At 67.5% G+C, this 17,459-nt stretch carries 17 protein-coding genes and 1 tRNA gene; 9 read left to right on the top strand and 9 right to left on the bottom strand.

All coding sequences use genetic code 11. The features are described from left to right. Window positions 1-51: 51 nt before the first annotated feature. From AC1PLS_RS12725 to AC1PLS_RS12710, 4 genes are all read right to left on the bottom strand, one after another. Window positions 52-708 (bottom strand): HNH endonuclease, encoded by a 657-nt coding sequence (locus AC1PLS_RS12725; protein WP_039815122.1) that lies wholly within the window; start codon window positions 706-708, stop codon window positions 52-54. Between the two features lie 554 nt (window positions 709-1,262). After that, a complete protein-coding gene (locus AC1PLS_RS12720; RefSeq protein ID WP_481103758.1) occupies window positions 1,263-3,056 on the bottom strand; it encodes an acyl-CoA dehydrogenase C-terminal domain-containing protein in 1,794 nt (597 codons plus the stop codon). A gap of 37 nt (window positions 3,057-3,093) precedes the next feature. After that, complete coding sequence (locus tag AC1PLS_RS12715; RefSeq protein WP_054592574.1) at window positions 3,094-3,570, bottom strand: LEA/WHy family protein; 477 nt, start codon at window positions 3,568-3,570, stop codon at window positions 3,094-3,096. A gap of 138 nt (window positions 3,571-3,708) precedes the next feature. Continuing rightward, window positions 3,709-4,245 (bottom strand): lipocalin family protein, encoded by a 537-nt coding sequence (locus AC1PLS_RS12710; RefSeq protein ID WP_126966007.1) that lies wholly within the window; start codon window positions 4,243-4,245, stop codon window positions 3,709-3,711. Window positions 4,246-4,424: 179 nt separating this feature from the next. On the opposite strand from AC1PLS_RS12710, the gene AC1PLS_RS12705 reads away from it, so the two are divergent. Continuing rightward, a tRNA-Phe gene (locus AC1PLS_RS12705) sits at window positions 4,425-4,500 on the top strand. A 185-nt stretch (window positions 4,501-4,685) separates the two neighbouring features. Beyond that, a complete protein-coding gene (locus AC1PLS_RS12700; protein WP_046343205.1) occupies window positions 4,686-4,943 on the top strand; it encodes a hypothetical protein in 258 nt (85 codons plus the stop codon). Window positions 4,944-5,078: 135 nt separating this feature from the next. On the opposite strand, the gene AC1PLS_RS12695 is transcribed toward AC1PLS_RS12700, so the two are convergent. After that, window positions 5,079-5,753, bottom strand: a complete 675-nt coding sequence (locus AC1PLS_RS12695) for a class I SAM-dependent methyltransferase (RefSeq protein WP_104554133.1) — start codon at window positions 5,751-5,753, stop codon at window positions 5,079-5,081. A 270-nt stretch (window positions 5,754-6,023) separates the two neighbouring features. On the opposite strand from AC1PLS_RS12695, the gene AC1PLS_RS12690 reads away from it, so the two are divergent. Next, entirely contained in the window at window positions 6,024-6,356 is a 333-nt protein-coding gene (locus AC1PLS_RS12690) for an SMR family transporter (protein WP_481104496.1), read from the top strand. A 134-nt stretch (window positions 6,357-6,490) separates the two neighbouring features. After that, the gene (locus AC1PLS_RS12685; protein WP_054592577.1) at window positions 6,491-8,116 is read left to right on the top strand and encodes a hybrid sensor histidine kinase/response regulator; all 1,626 of its coding nucleotides are present in this window, start codon (window positions 6,491-6,493) and stop codon (window positions 8,114-8,116) included. A 287-nt stretch (window positions 8,117-8,403) separates the two neighbouring features. Here AC1PLS_RS12685 and AC1PLS_RS12680 read toward each other — a convergent pair whose 3' ends face one another. The 4 genes from AC1PLS_RS12680 to AC1PLS_RS12665 form a co-directional block, all read right to left on the bottom strand. After that, window positions 8,404-8,682 carry an oxidative damage protection protein gene (locus tag AC1PLS_RS12680; RefSeq protein ID WP_016902008.1) on the bottom strand — a complete coding sequence of 93 codons (279 nt, stop codon included), beginning with the start codon at window positions 8,680-8,682 and terminating at the stop codon, window positions 8,404-8,406. Between the two features lie 22 nt (window positions 8,683-8,704). Continuing rightward, a complete protein-coding gene (gene mutY, locus AC1PLS_RS12675) occupies window positions 8,705-9,778 on the bottom strand; it encodes an A/G-specific adenine glycosylase (protein WP_054592579.1) in 1,074 nt (357 codons plus the stop codon). Window positions 9,779-10,116: 338 nt separating this feature from the next. Continuing rightward, window positions 10,117-11,769 (bottom strand): signal recognition particle-docking protein FtsY, encoded by a 1,653-nt coding sequence (ftsY, locus tag AC1PLS_RS12670; RefSeq protein ID WP_481103757.1) that lies wholly within the window; start codon window positions 11,767-11,769, stop codon window positions 10,117-10,119. Between the two features lie 205 nt (window positions 11,770-11,974). Then, window positions 11,975-12,691, bottom strand: a complete 717-nt coding sequence (locus tag AC1PLS_RS12665) for an AraC family transcriptional regulator (protein ID WP_024937898.1) — start codon at window positions 12,689-12,691, stop codon at window positions 11,975-11,977. Between the two features lie 160 nt (window positions 12,692-12,851). On the opposite strand from AC1PLS_RS12665, the gene AC1PLS_RS12660 reads away from it, so the two are divergent. Genes AC1PLS_RS12660 through AC1PLS_RS12640 form a run of 5 tightly spaced genes read left to right on the top strand, consistent with a single transcriptional unit; the run spans window position 12,852 to window position 17,433 of the window. Then, complete coding sequence (locus tag AC1PLS_RS12660; RefSeq protein ID WP_184229439.1) at window positions 12,852-13,790, top strand: proline racemase family protein; 939 nt, start codon at window positions 12,852-12,854, stop codon at window positions 13,788-13,790. Beyond that, window positions 13,790-14,980 carry an NAD(P)/FAD-dependent oxidoreductase gene (locus AC1PLS_RS12655; RefSeq protein ID WP_260300020.1) on the top strand — a complete coding sequence of 397 codons (1,191 nt, stop codon included), beginning with the start codon at window positions 13,790-13,792 and terminating at the stop codon, window positions 14,978-14,980. Before AC1PLS_RS12660 ends, AC1PLS_RS12655 begins: the two co-directional genes overlap by 1 nt. Next, the gene (locus AC1PLS_RS12650) at window positions 14,977-15,222 is read left to right on the top strand and encodes a 2Fe-2S iron-sulfur cluster-binding protein (RefSeq protein ID WP_024937895.1); all 246 of its coding nucleotides are present in this window, start codon (window positions 14,977-14,979) and stop codon (window positions 15,220-15,222) included. The genes AC1PLS_RS12655 and AC1PLS_RS12650 overlap by 4 nt, the downstream gene beginning before the upstream one ends. After that, window positions 15,215-16,528 (top strand): FAD-dependent oxidoreductase, encoded by a 1,314-nt coding sequence (locus AC1PLS_RS12645; protein ID WP_481103756.1) that lies wholly within the window; start codon window positions 15,215-15,217, stop codon window positions 16,526-16,528. The genes AC1PLS_RS12650 and AC1PLS_RS12645 overlap by 8 nt, the downstream gene beginning before the upstream one ends. Next, on the top strand, window positions 16,525-17,433 hold the full coding sequence (locus AC1PLS_RS12640; RefSeq protein ID WP_016901999.1) for a dihydrodipicolinate synthase family protein: 909 nt from the start codon (window positions 16,525-16,527) through the stop codon (window positions 17,431-17,433). The genes AC1PLS_RS12645 and AC1PLS_RS12640 overlap by 4 nt, the downstream gene beginning before the upstream one ends. The last annotated feature ends 26 nt before the right edge of the window (window positions 17,434-17,459 follow it).

Here is a 17,459-nt window from a genome sequence, read left to right as displayed (position 1 = left end):
CCAACGGTCGTATTTGGCGCTCGCAACATCACACCGAGCCGGCATGGCGGACTACAGCGACAGTTTCGAGCGCTTGGGCAACTGCGCGCGCAGGAACGCCATCTGGTCGGAGAGGATGTTGCGGTTGGACAGGATCAGATGTTCGATCCAGCTCGGCCGGTACGGCACGGCCAGCAACGGCATATGCGCCTGCTGTGGCGTCCGGTTGGCCTTGCGCGAGTTGCACTGGAAGCAGGCGGTGACCACGTTTTCCCAGCTGTCGCGGCCGCCCTTGGAGACCGGCATGACGTGATCGCGGGTCAGCTGCGGGCGACTGAAATGCTGGCCGCAATACATGCACAGCTGCGCGTCGCGCGCGAACAGGGCGGTGTTGCTGAGGGTCGGCGTCGGGTCCAGCGCACGCGAACGCGCGTGCCCGCGTGCGGCGATGATGGGATGCAGTTCCAGCACGCTGCGCTCGCCGGTCAGGCGCGAGATGCCGCCATGGATCTGCATGCAGGGCTCGCCCAGCGTCCAGGACACCGCATCGCGTGCGTAAAGACAGGCGGCGTCCTGCCAATTGATCCAGTCCAGCACGCGGCCATGCGCATCGAGCGACAGCAGGCGCAAGGTGGGAAGTTGCTGGATCGCAGCGACAGCGCTGCCCGCGACCGGAGCAGAAGAGCCTCCGGGGAAGATCACATCACCTGCGTGCGTGTCTGTCTCCATCGGGAAAACAGCTTATACCCGATCGTTGACAGTTTGTGTATCGCAGCGAATGGCTTTGGTGTGCGTCTTGCAATCATCGGTCGGCACGTCTCCGCGCAGCCGCCCCGGCCGCCGCGCTGCGCAACCATCTTCTGACGCCTTGCAGGCCTTGCTTAGCCGTGTAGGAGCGCACCCGGGCGCGACGTCTCGCCGATCGGTACTGCCTCGTCGCGGCCAGGTCCGCTCCTACGACCGCGGCGGAATCCAGGGATGTTGCCGTAGGCGCGCACCCGGGCGCGACGTCTTGCCGATCGGTACTGCCTCGTCGCGGCCAGGTCCGCTGCTACGACCGCGGCGGAGTCCTGCGGTGTTGCCGTAGGAGCGCACCCGGGCGCGACGTCTTGCCGATCGGTACTGCCTCGTCGCGGCCAGGTCCGCTGCTACGACCGCGGCGGAGTCCTGCGGTGTTGCCGTAGGAGCGCACCAGGGCGCGACGTCCTGCCGATCGGTGCCGCCTCATCGCGGCCAGGTCCGCTGCTACGACAGCGGCAGCCCACCGCGATGATGACGCTTGCTCAGGCTTCGCCGAACAATTCCGCTTCCAGCGTCATCAACGGCGCTGCGCCGCTGCGGATGGTGGCGGCATGGGTCAGCGTGCGCGGCAACATGCGTGCGAAGTAGAAGCGGGCGGTTTCGCGCTTGGCGCGCTTGAACTCCTCGCTGTGCGCGGACGCATCGGCAGCGGCCACGCTGCGCGCCCACCAGTACGCCAACACCACATAGCCGGAATAGAACAGGTAGTCGTAGCTGGCGGCACCGAGTTCGTCCGGGTTGCGGGCGGCGCGATCGAGCACGTCGCGGGTCAGCATCGCCCACTCGCTGCACTTGTCGCGCAGCGGCTTGATGAACTCAGCCAGCGCGGCATTGCCTTCCTGCGCATTGGCGAAGGTTTCCACATCGGCCAGGAACAGCTTGAGTCCCGCCGCCTGGCTGGCAGCGGTCTTGCGGCCGATCAGGTCCAGCGCCTGGATGCCGGTGGTGCCTTCGTAGATGGTGGTGATGCGCGCGTCGCGGGCCAGCTGCTCCATGCCGTATTCGCGGATATAGCCGTGTCCGCCGAAGCACTGCAGCGCGTGGTAGGTGTTCTCGATCGACCACTCGGTCTGGCAGGCCTTGGAGATCGGGGTGAGGAAGCTCACCAGGGTCTCGGCGTCGGCGCGTTCCTGCTCGGTGGTGCCGCGGTGGGCCACATCGACCAGGCTGGCCGCGTGCAGCGCCAGCAGGCGGCTGCCTTCGGTCAGCGACTTGATGGTCAGCAGCATGCGGCGCACGTCCGGGTGCACGATGATCGGGTCGGCCGGCTTGTCGGGGAATTTGGCACCGCTGAGCGCGCGCGACTGCAGGCGCTCGCGGGTGTAGCGCAGCGCGTTCTGATACGCACGCTCGGACAGGCCGATGCCCTGCAGACCCACACTCAGGCGCGCGGTATTCATCATCGTAAACATGGCCTGCAGGCCCTTGTGCGGCTGGCCGACCAGATAGCCTTGCGCGCCTTCGAAGTTCATCACGCAGGTCACCGAGCCCTTGATGCCCATCTTGTGCTCGATCGAGCCGCAGTGCAGCGCATTGCGTTCGCCCACGTTGCCGTCGCGGTCCACCTTGAACTTGGGGGTGACGAACAGCGAGATGCCCTTGGCGCCGGCCGGTGCGTCCGGCAACTTGGCCAGCACCAGATGCACGATGTTGTCGGTGAGGTCGTGCTCGCCGGCGGTGATGAAGATCTTGGTGCCGGTGATGGCATAGCTGCCGTCGGCGTTGGGCTCGGCGCGGGTCTTGAGCAGGCCCAGGTCGGTGCCGCAATGCGGCTCGGTCAGGCACATGGTGCCGGTCCAGCGGCCGTCGATCAGTGGCTTGAGGAAGACATCCTGCTGCCAGGTTTCGCCGTGCTGACGCAGCGCTTCCATCGCGCCGTGCGAGAGCAATGGGAAGTTGCCCCAGGCCAGGTTGGCGGCATTGATCATTTCGCTCAATGGCACGCCCAGCGTGTGCGGCATGCCCTGGCCACCGAACTGCGTCTCGGCGGTGAGCCCGTTCCAGCCGCCTTCCACGAACTGGTCGTAGGCCGCACGGAAGCCGGGTGGGGTGGTCACCGCATGGGTGCTCTTGTCGAAGGCACAGCCGATTTCGTCGCCGATGCTGTTGAGCGGCGCCAGCACCTGCGCGGTGAAGCGGCCGGCTTCCTCGAGCACGGCGTCGATGATGTCGGTGCTGGCGTCGGCATAGCCGAGCCGGGCGAACAGGGCCTGCGCGCCGAGCACGTCGTGCAGGGCAAAGCGGAAATCGGTCACCGGGGCGGTGTAGCTGCTCATGCGGAATCCTTCAAACGAGTGCGGGAAGGCGTGCGCGTCAGCGCAGCACGCCGTTGAGGCCGGGGGCCGGGCTGAGCGTGTTGCGCGACTCAACGCTGAAATCGCGCTGCTTCTTGTCCTGCGGCGTCGCCCACACCGTGCCCTTGAGCGAGTAAGGCAGCGAGCGGCCGCCGGCGAGCACATCGGCCACGGTGAGTCGGCCCAGCGAGGTCGGCTGCACGCTGACGGTCACCACGTCGGCGGTTTCCGGGCCGATCGAGATGCCGACGCTCTGGTCGAGCTTGCCGGCCAGCTGATCGCCGGTGGAAATCTCCAGCGCCACGCGCTCGAACTGCATCGGGATGCTGCTGTAGTTCTGCAGCCGCAGATCGACCGACCAGGAGCCATCGGCACGCACGGTCAGTTGCTGGATGCTGGCGGCCGGCTCGGACACGCGGCGGACCGCACCGCCGCAGGCGCTTAGCAGCAGGCCGCAGGCCAGCGACACGATCAGGAGACGGTAGGCACGACGCATGTACTGAGGTCCTTGGCGGGTGTAAGGCGGCGCCAAGAATACTACGCAGTACGGACGCTGCCTTGCTGCCTTGCGGCGTGTCCGTGCGCAGGCGTTGCGGCACACCACGCGGCACGGCCTGCGTTCAGGCTGCTGGCGTCAACGCAAGGGCGCAGCCACGATCAGCGGCGACAGGTCATAGCCCATCTGCGTGGCCTGACGCTTGAGTTGCTCGAACTGCGCGCGCGGCATCTGTGGCGAGCGCGACAGGATCCACAGGTATTTGCGATCCGGCTCGCCGACCACCGCCCATTGGTAGTCCGGGTCGAGCGCGATCACCCAATAGTCGGCCCACACCAGCGGCAACCAGCTCAGCCACTCCGGCGCAAAGCGCACCTGCAGCTGCCCGGGCCGGCCCTCGACCGGCCGTGCCACTCCCTCGGCCTGGGTCAGCTCGCCATCGGCACTGCGGCAGCCGTTGCGCACGCCGATCAAGCCATCGTCGCGCAAGGTGTAGCTGGCGGTGATGTCGCTGCGACACTTCTTCTGGAACGACACCGGAAGATGCGCGATCTCGTGCCACTGCCCGGCGTAGCGGGAGATGTCCAGTTGCGGCACTGCGCGTACCGGCTGTTGGGCCGCGGCCATCAACGGCAGCAGCAAGGCGAACGACAACAGCAGGCAGGGCAGGCGCATGGCACTCTCCTCGGGATCTGCGCAGGCTAGGCCATGCCGCCTTCCGCGCGGTGTGAACCGAGGCAGGAAAGCGCGGTCGCCGCGCCGGCCCGCAACAAAGTTCATCGCAACGCTTGCTCAAACTGCGCCTGCTCGCTATGATGCGCGTCCTCGCAACGCAGGCAGCATGTTGCGATAGTGGCCGAGTAGCTCAGTTGGTAGAGCAGGGGATTGAAAATCCCCGTGTCGGCGGTTCGATTCCGTCCTCGGCCACCATTTCCACGCCTTCGTTCGCAAGGCGTCCCGGCAATCGCCGGATGTGCACACTCTCTTCCTTGTTTTGTCGATGCCACGTTGCGGCGACTGCTGCGGATGGACTTGTTGCGTTTGCCGGCAGACCTGGCGCCTGCGGCGGCGGTTTTCCACGTGGTCTTCAACTGCGCGTGGCGATACTTCCGGGCATGACGCACAGAACACTTCGACGCACGTTGATTCACGGCTACTGCGGTGAGTTCCGCGTGGAAACGATGGAAAGTCAGGCCCCTGGGCAGACGCAGTGGTCGTCGACGGCGTTTGTGTATCACCGCGACCATCCTTCGCCGATCGCCACGATCGAAGGCGCAGGGCAGGGCGAATACCGCGGCGATGCGCGCGAGCAGGCACTGCGCGTGGGTTCCTGTCTTGCCGAGTTTCTGGACCCGAAGGAATACCGGCTCTGACGACTTGGCGCCCGCTCTGCGGCGCCAGGCTCCGCCGATGCGCATGAGCGGGCGCCAGAAGCGCAAGGCCGATCCGTGCAGGCCGATCGCGCTGTCTGCCGATACGTCTGCACCCGAGTCACGCGGCAGGGACACTTAACCCGCTGCGGGCCACCAGTTGTCCATGTTGCGCCGGTAGACGAACAGGCGCGGCGCCTTGGCCACCTGCGCTGCGGCCTGGCGTTCGCCGGCGACCAACGAAAACCCGATGTCCGCCAGCATGCGCGAGAGCGCGTTGGCGTTGCCGCGGCCCGGATCGCTGATGACGATCTCGCACGAAGGCCTGGCCAGCGCGGGAATGAGGCTGGCCAACATGGTGGCGTGGCGGGTTTCGTACAGCACGTCGCTGGCGATGATCATGTCGAACTGGCCCATGTTCAGCGCGCCGGCGTCCCAGTCGAGCCGGCGATACGGCACCGAGTCCAGGGAGTTGAGTGCGGCGTTGTACGCCAGGAACACCTCTGCCAGCGGGTGATGATCGCTGGCGACCACGTCGGCGCCGCGCCGGCGCAACACCAGGCTGGCCAGCCCCAGGCCGCAGCCGAGTTCGAGAATGCGCCGGCCTTCGATCGGGCGCGTGGCCATTGCTTCGGCCAGTAGCTGGCCGGCAGGCCAGACCTGTCCGAACAGGCTCCACTGCGCCGAGGAGATGCCGGCATCGGCCGCACTCTCGTCCGGATCGGCGTATTGCTGTTTGTCGGCAAGTGCGCGGATGACGTAGGTCAGTTGCCCGAAGGTCAACTCGTGAATCTGGGTCTGGTAGCCCGGCATGGTGGCATCGCATGATTGCCAGAGCCTGCGCTGGCTGGAAAGACGCGCGCAACAGCGCCAGAACGGCCGAATGAAGCGCAAGAGCTGCTTGCTGCCTGCGCATGCTACGGCAAAACGACCGATGCACCTGCCTGCCAGTGCCGGTCCACCGTGCCTGCATTAGCCTGCTTTCAGCAAGCGACGGCGCAGGCAATGGCGCACAGCGACGCGCTTGCAAGCAAGCCGGTGCCTGCCGCTGTGGTCGCCGCATTCCACGGGCAAGGTGCGGCGATGAAGAACTGGATATTCCTGGCAATCGCGATCTGCGCAGAAGTCACCGCCACGGCGGCGCTCAAATCGAGCGAAGCCTTCACGCGCATGTGGCCATCGCTGCTCACCGTGCTGGGCTACGGCATTTCGTTCTATTTTCTGGCGCTGACGCTGCGCGTGATCCCGGTCGGCATCGCCTACGCCATGTGGTCGGGCGCGGGCATCGTATTGATTTCGCTGGTGGCCTGGGCCGTGCACGGACAACGGCTGGATGCGCCGGCGCTGCTGGGCATGGGCCTGATCGTGGCCGGTGCGGTGGTCATCAACGTGTTTTCCAAGGTGGCGCCGCATTAGCGCGTGCTGCCTGCCGCACGCCGGGTTGCATCGGCGGGCGCGGCCGTACGGGAAAGGCTCATGGATGTGAGGAATCAACTCACCGGCCCCAACTAGACTATCACCACGGGAATGGCCCCGCGGAGAACATGCACTTGAACGATCCTGGTAACGGAGAGCTGCGGGCGCCTCATATCAGCGAATCTCGCAGCCTGCCTGTGGAGAAGCATCGCTCGGATATCTTTTTTGCCGCGGTGGAAACCACGCGCATGCCGATGACGGTCACCGACCCGCATCTGCCCGACAATCCGATCGTGTTCGCCAACCGGGCGTTTCTGGAAATGACCGGGTATTCGTCCGAGGAGATCATCGGCAACAACTGCCGTTTCCTGCAGGGCCCGGAAACCGATCCGGCCAGCGTGCAGGACGTGCGCGAGTCCATCGAGCAACGCCGCGAATTCGCCACCGAGGTGCTGAATTACCGCAAGGATGGTTCCTCGTTCTGGAACGCGCTGTTCGTCTCGCCGGTGTTCGACGAGCAAGGCAACCTGGTCTACTTCTTCGGTTCGCAGCTGGACGTGAGTCGTCGCCGCGATGCCGAAGATGCCTTGCGCCAGGCGCAGAAAATGGAAGCGCTGGGGCAGTTGACCGGCGGCATCGCGCACGATTTCAACAATCTGCTGCAGGTGATGTCCGGGCATCTGGAAGTGATCCAGATGATGGTTTCCGGCGATGCCGCCAGGAATGCCGAACGCATCGCCTTCAGCGCCGAACATGCCGCAACGGCCGCGGCCAAGGCGGCCACCCTGACCCAGCAATTGCTGGCGTTTTCGCGCAAGCAGAAATTGCGGGGGCGGGTAGTCAATCTCAATGGCCTGGTGTCGGGCATGAACAACATGGCCGAGCGCACGCTGGGGGGCGGCATCAGCCTGCGGCAGTCGCTGGAAGAGGGGCTGTGGAACTGCCAGATCGACACCACCCAGGCCGAAGTGGCGCTGTTGAACGTGCTGATCAATGCGCGCGATGCGATGGCGCAGTCCGAGCGCAAGGAAGTGACCGTGCAGACCCAGAACGTGGAAATCACCAGCCACGATCTGGCCATGCACCACCAGTTGGCGCCGGGTCGCTATGTGAGCATTGCCGTCAGCGACACGGGCTTGGGCATGCCGCCGGAGGTGGCCAGCCGCGTCATGGAGCCGTTCTTTACCACCAAGGACGAGGGGCAGGGCACAGGCCTGGGTCTGTCGATGGTGTACGGCTTCGTCAAGCAGTCCGGCGGCACCGTGCGCATCTACAGCGAAGTGGGCGAAGGCACCACGGTGCGGTTGTATTTCCCCGCATCCAACGAATTCGAGAACGACCTGCAGGCCGTCAAGAGCCGTGCCATCGACAAGGGCGGCAGCGAAACCATCCTGGTGGTGGAAGACAAGCAGGACGTAGCGGTGGTGGCCAGGATGTTCCTGGAAAACGCCGGTTACCGCATTCTCTCTGCAGCCAGCGGGCGCGAGGCGATCGAGTTACTCGAGCAGCATGCGGAAGTGGATGCGCTGTTCACGGATCTGATCATGCCCGGCGGCATGAATGGCGTGGTGCTGGCCCGCGAGGCGCGGCGCATGCTGCCCAGGATCAAGGTCCTGCTGACCACCGGCTATGCCGATGCCAGCATTCAGCGCACCGACGTGGGCGGCGCGGAGTTCGACGTGGTCAACAAACCGTATACGCAGAAGGAGCTGCTCAAGCGGATCCGCATGCTGCTGGACGGGCCGACCGGCGTCGGTTGAGGCGCACGCATCCGGGCGGTGCGATTCAGGGCGGTGCGATGCCCTGAAGTCGCCTGCAGATGGTCGCTGCGATCGTGTAGCGGCTGCTGCGTTGCAGGCCTGTCCTTCGCTGCGCTCGCTCTGTCCTGTCTGACAACGGCTAAAGCCGCGGCCAGCAGTGCCCGGCCCGAAGGAAGTGTTGCGCAGGATCTGGAGGGCAGATGTGATGCACGCCGATCCCGGTCACAGGCCGCGCCGGTCCGGCAGTGAGCGCAGTGGTCTGTTGGCCGCGCTGAATCCCGACGTGCTTACTCTTCGCTCATCGGCGCGACATAGCCATCCGGCTTGTCGGCGTTGCGTTCGAACAGGAACTTCTGCAACTCGGCTTCGAGAAATGCGCGGTGCTTGGGGTCGCGGGGCGACAGCCGATTTTCGTTGATCAGCATGGTCTGATGCGCCAGCCAGGCCTGCCATGCGCTCTTGCCGATCTGCGCGAACACGCGCTGGCCGAGCTCGCCGGGATACGGCACAAAATCCAGGCCTTCGGTGTCGCATTGCTGGTACTGGCAGAACACGGTGCGGGACATGCGGATTCCTTTGAGTGCGTGCCTAGAGGGCGTCGAGCAGTTTGCGGATCGGCGCCGGCAAGCCCAGCGATGCGAGATCGGCGCGGGCGACCCAGCGCAGGTCGTCATTGTCGCGTACCGCCGGGCGCAGTGCGACCTTGCCGAGGCGCAAGGGCTGCAGATGCAGCCGGTAATGACTGAAGGTGTGCACGATCAGCGGCAGTTCGTCGGCGCGGTCGTAGTTGCCATCGATGTGTTTGTCGAACCATGCGCGCATGCCGCTGTCGGTCTCGGCCTGCGGCAGCGTCCACAGCGAGGCCCAGATGCCGGTCGGTGGGCGGCGCTGCAGCAGGATCTGCCTGTCAGCATTTTCCAGCAGCAAGGCGGTGGCTTCGCGCTCGGGCAACGCCTTGCCGGGCTTGGGCGTGGGCAGTGCCTCCACCAGTCCATCGCGGCGCGCCACGCAATCGTCCTGCAGCGGGCACAGCACGCAGGCCGGTTTGGCGCGTGTGCATAGCGTGGCGCCGAAATCCATCTGCGCCTGGGTGTAGTCGGCCAGGCGGCCGGCCGGCACCTGCGCCACATGCGTCGTCGCCAGTTGCCATAACTGCTTTTCGATCGCCGGCAGGCCGGGGTAGCCGGCAATGCCGTGGAAGCGCGTCAGCACGCGTTTGACGTTGCCGTCCATGATCGCGAAGCGGTCGTTCCAGGCCTGGCTGAGGATCGCGCCGGCGGTGCTGCGGCCGATGCCGGGCAACGCCAGCAAGGCATCGACATCGCGTGGCAGCTCGCCATCGTGCAGGGTGACACATTGCCGGGCTGCGGCATGCAGGTTGCGTGCGCGTGCGTAGTAGCCCAACCCGGCCCAGTGCGCCATCACGGTGTCGTTGTCGGCTGCGGCCAGGTCGGCCAGGGTCGGAAAGCGGGCGACGAACTTGTGGAAATACGGAATGACCACCGCAACCTGGGTCTGCTGCAGCATGATTTCCGACAACCACACCCGGTAAGGCGCGCGCGGATGTTGCCAGGGCAGGTCGTGGCGGCCGTGGCCGTCGAACCAGTGCAGCAGGCGGTCGACGAAGGCGTCAGCGGTGGCAGTGGCGTGATCGGCTGGCATGGGGTCTGCTGGCGAAGGAGGGCGATGACGGCGGGCGGATGACGCCCGGCTGTGCGCGTATGGCGGTAGGCCGATCAGTGCAGCGGAAACGCAAGTCCAACCCGGCATTGGTCGCAGAAGAAGCCTTCATCGCCAGGCCAGTGCGGTGCGGCCGGTGCATGATAATGAACCAGCTCTGCATGGCGCCGCGCCTGCTTGCGCAACGCCGCCGGCAACGGCTGGGCGAACTCCAGCACACGCTTGGCGCGCGACCAGTCGCCGGACACGTCCCGCACCGTGCAGCCTAACTGCAGCGCCTGCGCGCACAGCGCTTGCAGATGCGGGCAGGCCTCTGCCACTCAGCTGCCCAGGGCTTCCGGCAACAACGCATCGACGAAGGCGACCGGGTCGAACACGCGTAGATCTTCCGGGCGCTCTCCGATGCCGGCGAAGCGGATCGGAATGCCGAACTCGCGCGCCAGTGCGAACACCACGCCGCCCTTGGCGGTGCCATCGAGCTTGGTGACGACCAGGCCGGTGACGCCGACCGCGGCATGGAACTGGCGCAGCTGCGAGATGGCGTTCTGACCGGTGGTGCCGTCGATGACCATCAGCACCTCGTGCGGTGCGGCGGCATCGATCTTGCCGAGCACGCGACGGATCTTGCCCAGCTCGTTCATCAGCCCGGTCTGGGTGTGCAGGCGGCCGGCGGTGTCGGCGATCAACACCTCGGTGCCGCGCGCCTTGGCGGCCTGCAGCGCGTCGAACGCCACCGAGGCGGCATCGGCATTCTGCCCCTGCGCGATCACGGCCACGCCGTTGCGATCGCCCCAGGCCTGCAGCTGCGCCACCGCCGCGGCGCGGAAGGTGTCGCCGGCGGCCAGCATCAGGCTGTTGCCGTCGTCCTTGAAGCGCTTGGCCAGCTTGCCGATGGTGGTGGTCTTGCCGACGCCGTTGACGCCGACGGTGAGCACCACGAAGGGCTTGGCCGAGCGGTCGATGACCAACGGTTTGGAAACCGGCTGCAGCAGCGCGATCAGATCGGCGCGCAAGGCCTTGAACATCGCCTGCGCATCGGCGAACTCGCGCGACTTCATGCGCTTGCGCAGCCCTTCGACCAGGGTGGTGGTCGCGCCGATGCCGACGTCGGCGGTGATCAGCGCGGTTTCGATCTCGTCGAGCAGGTCGTCGTCGAGCTTGGGGTTGCGCGAGAACAGACCGCCGAAGCTGCGCGCGAAGCTGCTGTTGCGCAGACGGTCGCGCCAGCCCGGCTTGCCGGCCGGGGCGGCCGGTAGCGCATCGCGCTGGCCGTTGATGCTGTCGTTGTCGGAACTGGCCGGCACTGGGGCGCTGATCACGGCCGGGGCGACGACGTTGGGCGCGGCGGTGGGCAACGGGGCGACGGCCGGTTGCACTGTGGGCGCAGCTGTTGCGGCGGCAGGCGTCACGACAGCGGGTGTCACGACGGTAGGCGTGGCAGCAGGCGTTGCGGTCGACGGTACGACTGCGGGCGCGGCGCCTTGCGCAGGCGTCGGTGCCGGCGTGCCTGCCGGCTGCGCGGGTGCACTGTGTGGCGGCACGACCACCGGCGGCGGTACCACTACCGTGGGTGCGTGCGGCGCGGCAGACGGAAGCGGATCGGGCAGCCCCTGCAAGGCCGCAGGTGCCGGCGTGGCCGGCGGCGTGGGTGCATTGGGGACTGCGGCAATGCTCTGCGCCTGGCCAGTGCGCGCGGCGATGTCCTGGGCAAGCTGGTCGGCCGGTGCCGCGGCCGGCGGCGTTGCGGCTGGCGTCGGCGTTACCGCATCGCTGCGTGCCGGTGCAGCAAGCGCGGGCGACGCTGGTGTGGCCGATGTGCCGGGTTCGGCAGTCGGCATTGCCTCGACCGGCGATGCCGGGGTGGCGGCAGACGGCGCGGTGGGGAATGCGGCTGCCAGTTCTTCCAGGCTATAGCGCGAGGTACGCGCGCTGTCGGGCGTGGTGGGCTTGTTACGGCGGAAAAAGCTGGCCATTGGCAACGCGGTAGGGGAAACCAGAAATTCTACCATCCGGGCCCAGGGTCGCCTTGACGCGACCTTCAGCGCGGCCCTGCCTGTGCCAACTCCTGCGCGTCGCGACAGCGGTGCAACGACCTGCGCAAACCGCATCACCGCAGTATCGCCAATGCTGCCGAATTCGGCATTTGTGCCAGCGGTGTGTCAGCGTGTGTTTGCGCGCCTACAACTGCCCCTTGAGCGCTCGGTAATCGCGCGGGGTCATGCCGACGGTTGCCTTGAACTGGCGCGCGAATGCGCTCTGGTCGGCAAAGCCGCAGCGTTGCCCGATGCTGGCGATGCTGTCGTCGCCGTACAGCAGCCGCATCGCCGATTCGATCCGCAGCTTGGTCAGCAGTTGCTGCGGGGTCACCTGGAACACGCGGCGGAAGTGCCGTTCCAGCTGCGCCACCGACAGGCCGGCCAGGTCGGCCAGGCTCTGCACCCGCAGGTTGTCGCCGAAGTTGGCCTGCATGTGATCCATCACCTGGCTCAGGCGCTCGTACGCCGAGTGCCGGCTGTCGGGCTGGCCCAGATCGCGCGAAATGCCGACCACGCCAATCACTTCATTGGCCTCGCACAGCGGGCGCTTGAAGGTCAGACACCAGCCGGGCAGGCGGTTGGGATACAGATGCACCTCCAGCTGGTTGTCGATGAGCTCGCCACACAGCACGCGGCGGTCCTGCATCATGTAGCTGCCGCCCAGCGGCAGCGGGAACACTTCCAGTGGCGAGCGGCCGATGATTTCGCTGCGCAGTTTGCGTCCGAGCCGGCGCACCAGCGTCAGGTTGCAATGGGTGTAGCGGCCCTCGCTGTCCTTGATGAAGAACACCACGTCCGGTAGCGCATCGAACAGCGTCTGCATTTCCAGCGCGGGAAGGTTGAGGTCCATCGGCGTCATGGTGGCGGTCACGATTGACGGCTGCACGAAAGGCGCGGCCCTGTATTGATCCTAGCGCAAACGCGGGGCTGTGAAGCGGGTTGTCGATTGTGCGGATTTCCGCATTTGCAACTCGCATTGGACGCTAGTCGTCCGCCAGCCGGCAGTGGGAGCATGAGCCATGCACACCATCGACGTCATCGACTCCCATACGGCCGGCGAACCTACCCGCGTGGTCCTCTCCGGCTTCCCCGATCTGGGCGATGGCGATCTGGCGCAATGCCGCGAGCGGTTTGGCCGCGATTTCGACCAGTGGCGCAGCGCGATCGCCTGCGAACCGCGCGGCTCGGACACCATGGTCGGCGCCTTGCTGCTGCCGGCCCGCGACCCCAGCGCCTGCACCGGGGTGATCTTCTTCAACAACGTCGGCTACCTGGGCATGTGCGGGCACGGCACCATCGGCGTGGTGCGCACGCTGGCCGAGCTGGGGCGCATCGCACCGGGCCAGCACCGCATCGAGACGCCGGTCGGCACGGTCGGCGTGGAACTGGCCGAAGACGGCACGGTGTCGGTCGACAATGTCGACAGCTATCGCGTCGCGACTGAGGTGGACGTGGACGTGCCCGGTTACGGGCCGGTGCGTGGCGATGTGGCCTGGGGCGGCAACTGGTTCTTCATCACCGGGCAGGCGCCGTGTGCGCTGGACCTGGCACATCAGCGCGAGCTGACCGCCTATACCGAAGCGATCCGGCTGGCGCTGGAAGCGGCCGGCATCACCGGCGAGGCCGGCGGCGAGATCGACCATATCGAAATCAACGGCAGCGCACCGGACGGCAGCGGCGTGGCGCGCAACTTCGTGCTGTGCCCGGGGCTGGCCTACGACCGTTCGCCGTGCGGCACCGGCACCAGCGCCAAGCTGGCCTGCCTGGCCGCCGACGGCAAGCTGGCCGAAGGCGAGCGCTGGGTACAGCAGGGCATTCTGGGCAGCGCCTTCGAAGGCAGCTATCGCCTGAGCGGGCGCGGCATTGCGCCACGCATCCGCGGGCATGCCTACATCACCGCACGCGCGCAGCTGCTGATCGACCCGGCCGACCCGTTTGCCTGGGGCATCGTGGCCTGATGGACGACGTGCGGCCCGCATCGGAGGGAGTTGGCAGCGCGCCGGCCGCCGATGCGGGGCCGTCGGCAGCGTCCACGCGACGCAGCTACGACCTGATCGTGGTGGGCGCGGGCATCGTCGGCGCGGCCTGCGCCGAGGCGGCCGCGTGCGAAGGGCTGCGCGTGGCGATCGTCGAGCCAGGGCCGATCGGTGGCGGTTCCACCGCGGCGGCGATGGGGCACCTGGTGGCGATGGACGACGACCCGGCCGAGCTGGCGTTGTCGGCGTATTCGCTGCGGCTGTGGGAGCGCTTCGCACAACTGAGCGAGGCCGAGTTCAGCCGCTGCGGCACGCTGTGGGTGGCCCGCGATGCGCGCGAACTGGCGGCGGTGCCGGCCAAGATCGCGCGGCTGGCGGCGGCCGGCCTGCATGCCGACGCCATCGATGCCAGCCAGTTGTATGCACTGGAGCCGCAACTGGTGGCGGGCCTGGCCGGCGGCATGCTGGTGCCGGGTGAGGCCGTGGTGTATCCGCCGCGGGTGGCGCGGCATCTGGTGAGCCTGGCCTGCAAGGCGGGCGCGCAGCTGTTTGCCGGCCGCAAGGTGGAGCAGTTGCAGGCGCATGGGGTGCGTCTGGACGATGGCCAGCTGTTGGCCGGCCCGGTGCTGGTGGCCAGCGGAGTAGCTTTGCCGCAGTTGTTGCCTGAGCTGGCGCTACGCCCGCGCAAGGGCCATCTGGTCATCACCGACCGGCATCCTGGTTTGATCCGGCATCAGCTACTGGAACTGGGCTATGCCGATTCGGCGCATGGCGCCGACGCCACCAGCGTGGCCTTCAATGTGCAGCCGCGGCCGACCGGGCAGATCCTGATCGGCTCCTCGCGCCAGTTCGGTGAGCACGACCGCGCGCTGTCGCTGCCGGTGTTGCAGCAGATGCTGCAGCGCGCATTCGCCTATCTGCCGGTGCTGCGCGAGTTGCAGGCGATCCGGGTGTGGACCGGACTGCGCCCGGCCACGCCGGACGGGCGCCCGTATCTCGGGGCGGTGCCCGGCCGGCGCGATGTGTGGGTAGCCGCCGGTCACGAAGGGCTGGGCGTCACCACGGCGCTGGGGAGCGCCCGGGTGATCGTGGACAGCCTGCTTGGGCGCACCCCGGCCATCGACCCCAGCCCGTACGCTCCGGCGCGCGCCGTGCATGGTGCAGCCGCATGAGCGCGACGGTGCGCCTGCACGTGGATGCGCAAGCGGTCGAGGTGCCGGCCGGCGCCAGCGTGGCCGCTGCGGTGGCGCAGGCGACGCTGCAGTTCCGGCAGTCGTGCAGCGGCCAGCCGCGCGCGCCGTTGTGCGGCATGGGCGTGTGTTTCGAATGCCGGGTGCGCATCGATGGCATCGGCCAGCAACGCGCCTGCCTGGTGGATGCGCGCGACGGCATGCAGGTACGCACCGATGGCTGAGCGCGTGCAGCATTTCGATGTGCTGGTGATCGGCGCCGGCCCGGCCGGCCTGGCGGCAGCGCAGGCAGCGGCCAGTCATGGCGTGCGGGTGGGCGTGGTCGACCTGCAGCCGCGTGCCGGCGGGCAGGTGTGGCGCAACGATGTGCGGCACGGCGCGCCGGCCGATGCGCGCGCGCTGTTGCGGCAGGTGCAGGGCGCTGCGTCGATCACGTTGTTGACGCAAACGCAGATCCTGCTGGCGCAGCCGGGCTGGCTGCTGGCCGATGGCCCGCACGGTTCCCTGCAACTGCATTACGCCGCCCTGGTGCTGGCCACCGGCGCGCGCGAATTGCTGCTGCCGTTTCCGGGCTGGACCTTGCCCGGCGTCACCGGCGCCGGCGCGGCGCAGGCGCTGGCCAAACAGGGCTGGCCGCTGGTCGGCAAGCGCGTGGTGGTCGCCGGCAGCGGCCCGCTGCTGCTGGCCAGTGCGGCCACCTTGCAACGGCATGGCGCGCAGGTGCTCGGCATCCACGAACAGACCTCTCAAGTTGCGTTGCGGCAGTTCGCATTGCAGTTGTGGCGCTGGCCGGGCAAGGCGGCGCAGGCGGTGGCGCTGCGCCTGCAATTGCGCGCGGTGGCGTATCGCGCCGGCAGCTTTGTCGTTGCCGCACACGGCGACACGCAACTGCGTGAAATCGAGATCGAAGGGCCCACCGGCCGCACGCGTGTTGCCTGCGATCAACTGGCGGTGGGCTATGGCCTGGTGCCGAACACCGAGCTCGCACAGCTGCTCGGTTGCCGGCTGGACGCGTACGGCGCGCATCAACAGCTGCATGTGGACGCGCTGCTGCGCACCAGCGTGCGGCAGGTCTTTGCAGCGGGCGAGGCCTGCGGCATCGGCGGGCGTGATTGCGCGCTGATCGAAGGCGCGATGGCCGGGCATATGGCTGCCGACGCGCCGGACGCTGCGCTGCGCCTGCAGCCGCGGCGGCGTGCCGCGCGTGCGTTCGCCGGGGTGCTGCAACAGCAGTTCGCGCTTGATCCACGCATCCGCGCGCTGGCGCAGCCGGACACGCTGGTGTGCCGCTGCGAAGACGTGCCGCTGGGCGCGCTGGACAACTTCGACGATGCACGCGATGCCAAGCTCGCTTCGCGCTGCGGCATGGGCGCCTGCCAGGGCCGCATCTGCGGCACCGCGCTCGCCGAGCTTGGGCGCTGCCCGCCCGCGCTTTCCACCGACGCCGGCCGCCGGCCGCCGTTGTTCCCGGTCCGCCTCGCGGCGCTGGCCGACCCGTTCACTTCCGACTCGCAAGGGAATCATCCATGAGTATTGCTGCGTTCTGGCATGGCGTGCTGCCGGCCATCACCACCCCGTTCACCGCCTCCGGCGAGATCGATCACGACTTCCTCGCCAAGCACGCCAATCAACTGGTGGATGCCGGCTGCACCGCGATCGTGCCGCTGGGCTCGCTGGGCGAAGCGGCCACCTTGAGCGTGGACGACAAGCTGGCCGTGCTCAAGACGCTGGTCGGCGCACTGAACGGCCGCGTGCCGGTGGTGCCGGGCATCGCCAGCCTGGCGACCGGTGAGGCAGTGGCGCTGGCCAAGGCGGCCAAGGACCTCGGTTGCGGCGGGCTGATGGTGTTGCCGCCCTACGTCTACTCCACCGACTGGCGCGAGATGGGCGCGCATGTGCGTGCGGTGATTGCCGCCACCGACCTGCCGGTGATCCTGTACAACAACCCGGTGGCCTACAAGACCGATTTCGGCCCGGCGCAGATCGCCGAGCTGGCCGCCGAATTCCCCAACCTGCAGGCAGTGAAGGAGTCTTCGGGCGACGTGCGCCGCTTCGCCGCGCTGCAAGAGCTGCTGGGCGATCGTCTGGCGCTGCTGGTGGGCATGGACGATGCCATCGTCGAAGGCCTGAGCATGGGCGCCAAGGGCTGGATCGCCGGTCTGGTCAACGCCTACCCGAAGGAATCGGTGCGCCTGTTCGAACTCGCGCGCGACGGCGGCTACCCGGCGGCGAAGGAACTCTACGACTGGTTCCTGCCGCTGCTGCGCCTGGATACCGTGCCCAAGTTCGTGCAGTTGATCAAACTGGTGCAGGAAAAGGTCGGCCTGGGCAGCGAGCGCGTGCGCGCGCCGCGCCTGGTGGTCGACGGTGCCGAGCGCGAGGCCGCGCTCAAGGTCATCGACCACGCCATCGCCACTGCGCCCACACTGTCCTGACGATGAGCTCGCGCTGCACGCCACCG

The organism is Xanthomonas sp. NCPPB 3218 (genome assembly GCF_056725185.1).
Note: the sequence above shows the minus strand (reverse complement) of the source record. Positions and strands in the feature narration are given on the sequence as shown.

Excerpts from the sequence above, each read along its gene's own strand:
- AC1PLS_RS12725 (WP_039815122.1), bottom strand. The coding sequence starts at position 708 with ATGGAGACAGACACGCACGCAGGTGATGTGATCTTCCCCGGAGGCTCT.
- AC1PLS_RS12720 (WP_481103758.1), bottom strand. The coding sequence starts at position 3,056 with ATGAGCAGCTACACCGCCCCGGTGACCGATTTCCGCTTTGCCCTGCAC.
- AC1PLS_RS12715 (WP_054592574.1), bottom strand. The coding sequence starts at position 3,570 with ATGCGTCGTGCCTACCGTCTCCTGATCGTGTCGCTGGCCTGCGGCCTG.
- AC1PLS_RS12710 (WP_126966007.1), bottom strand. The coding sequence starts at position 4,245 with ATGCGCCTGCCCTGCCTGCTGTTGTCGTTCGCCTTGCTGCTGCCGTTG.
- AC1PLS_RS12700 (WP_046343205.1), top strand. The coding sequence starts at position 4,686 with ATGACGCACAGAACACTTCGACGCACGTTGATTCACGGCTACTGCGGT.
- AC1PLS_RS12695 (WP_104554133.1), bottom strand. The coding sequence starts at position 5,753 with ATGCCGGGCTACCAGACCCAGATTCACGAGTTGACCTTCGGGCAACTG.
- AC1PLS_RS12690 (WP_481104496.1), top strand. The coding sequence starts at position 6,024 with ATGAAGAACTGGATATTCCTGGCAATCGCGATCTGCGCAGAAGTCACC.
- AC1PLS_RS12680 (WP_016902008.1), bottom strand. The coding sequence starts at position 8,682 with ATGTCCCGCACCGTGTTCTGCCAGTACCAGCAATGCGACACCGAAGGC.
- mutY (WP_054592579.1), bottom strand. The coding sequence starts at position 9,778 with ATGCCAGCCGATCACGCCACTGCCACCGCTGACGCCTTCGTCGACCGC.
- ftsY (WP_481103757.1), bottom strand. The coding sequence starts at position 11,769 with ATGGCCAGCTTTTTCCGCCGTAACAAGCCCACCACGCCCGACAGCGCG.
- AC1PLS_RS12665 (WP_024937898.1), bottom strand. The coding sequence starts at position 12,691 with ATGACGCCGATGGACCTCAACCTTCCCGCGCTGGAAATGCAGACGCTG.
- AC1PLS_RS12660 (WP_184229439.1), top strand. The coding sequence starts at position 12,852 with ATGCACACCATCGACGTCATCGACTCCCATACGGCCGGCGAACCTACC.
- AC1PLS_RS12655 (WP_260300020.1), top strand. The coding sequence starts at position 13,790 with ATGGACGACGTGCGGCCCGCATCGGAGGGAGTTGGCAGCGCGCCGGCC.
- AC1PLS_RS12650 (WP_024937895.1), top strand. The coding sequence starts at position 14,977 with ATGAGCGCGACGGTGCGCCTGCACGTGGATGCGCAAGCGGTCGAGGTG.
- AC1PLS_RS12645 (WP_481103756.1), top strand. The coding sequence starts at position 15,215 with ATGGCTGAGCGCGTGCAGCATTTCGATGTGCTGGTGATCGGCGCCGGC.
- AC1PLS_RS12640 (WP_016901999.1), top strand. The coding sequence starts at position 16,525 with ATGAGTATTGCTGCGTTCTGGCATGGCGTGCTGCCGGCCATCACCACC.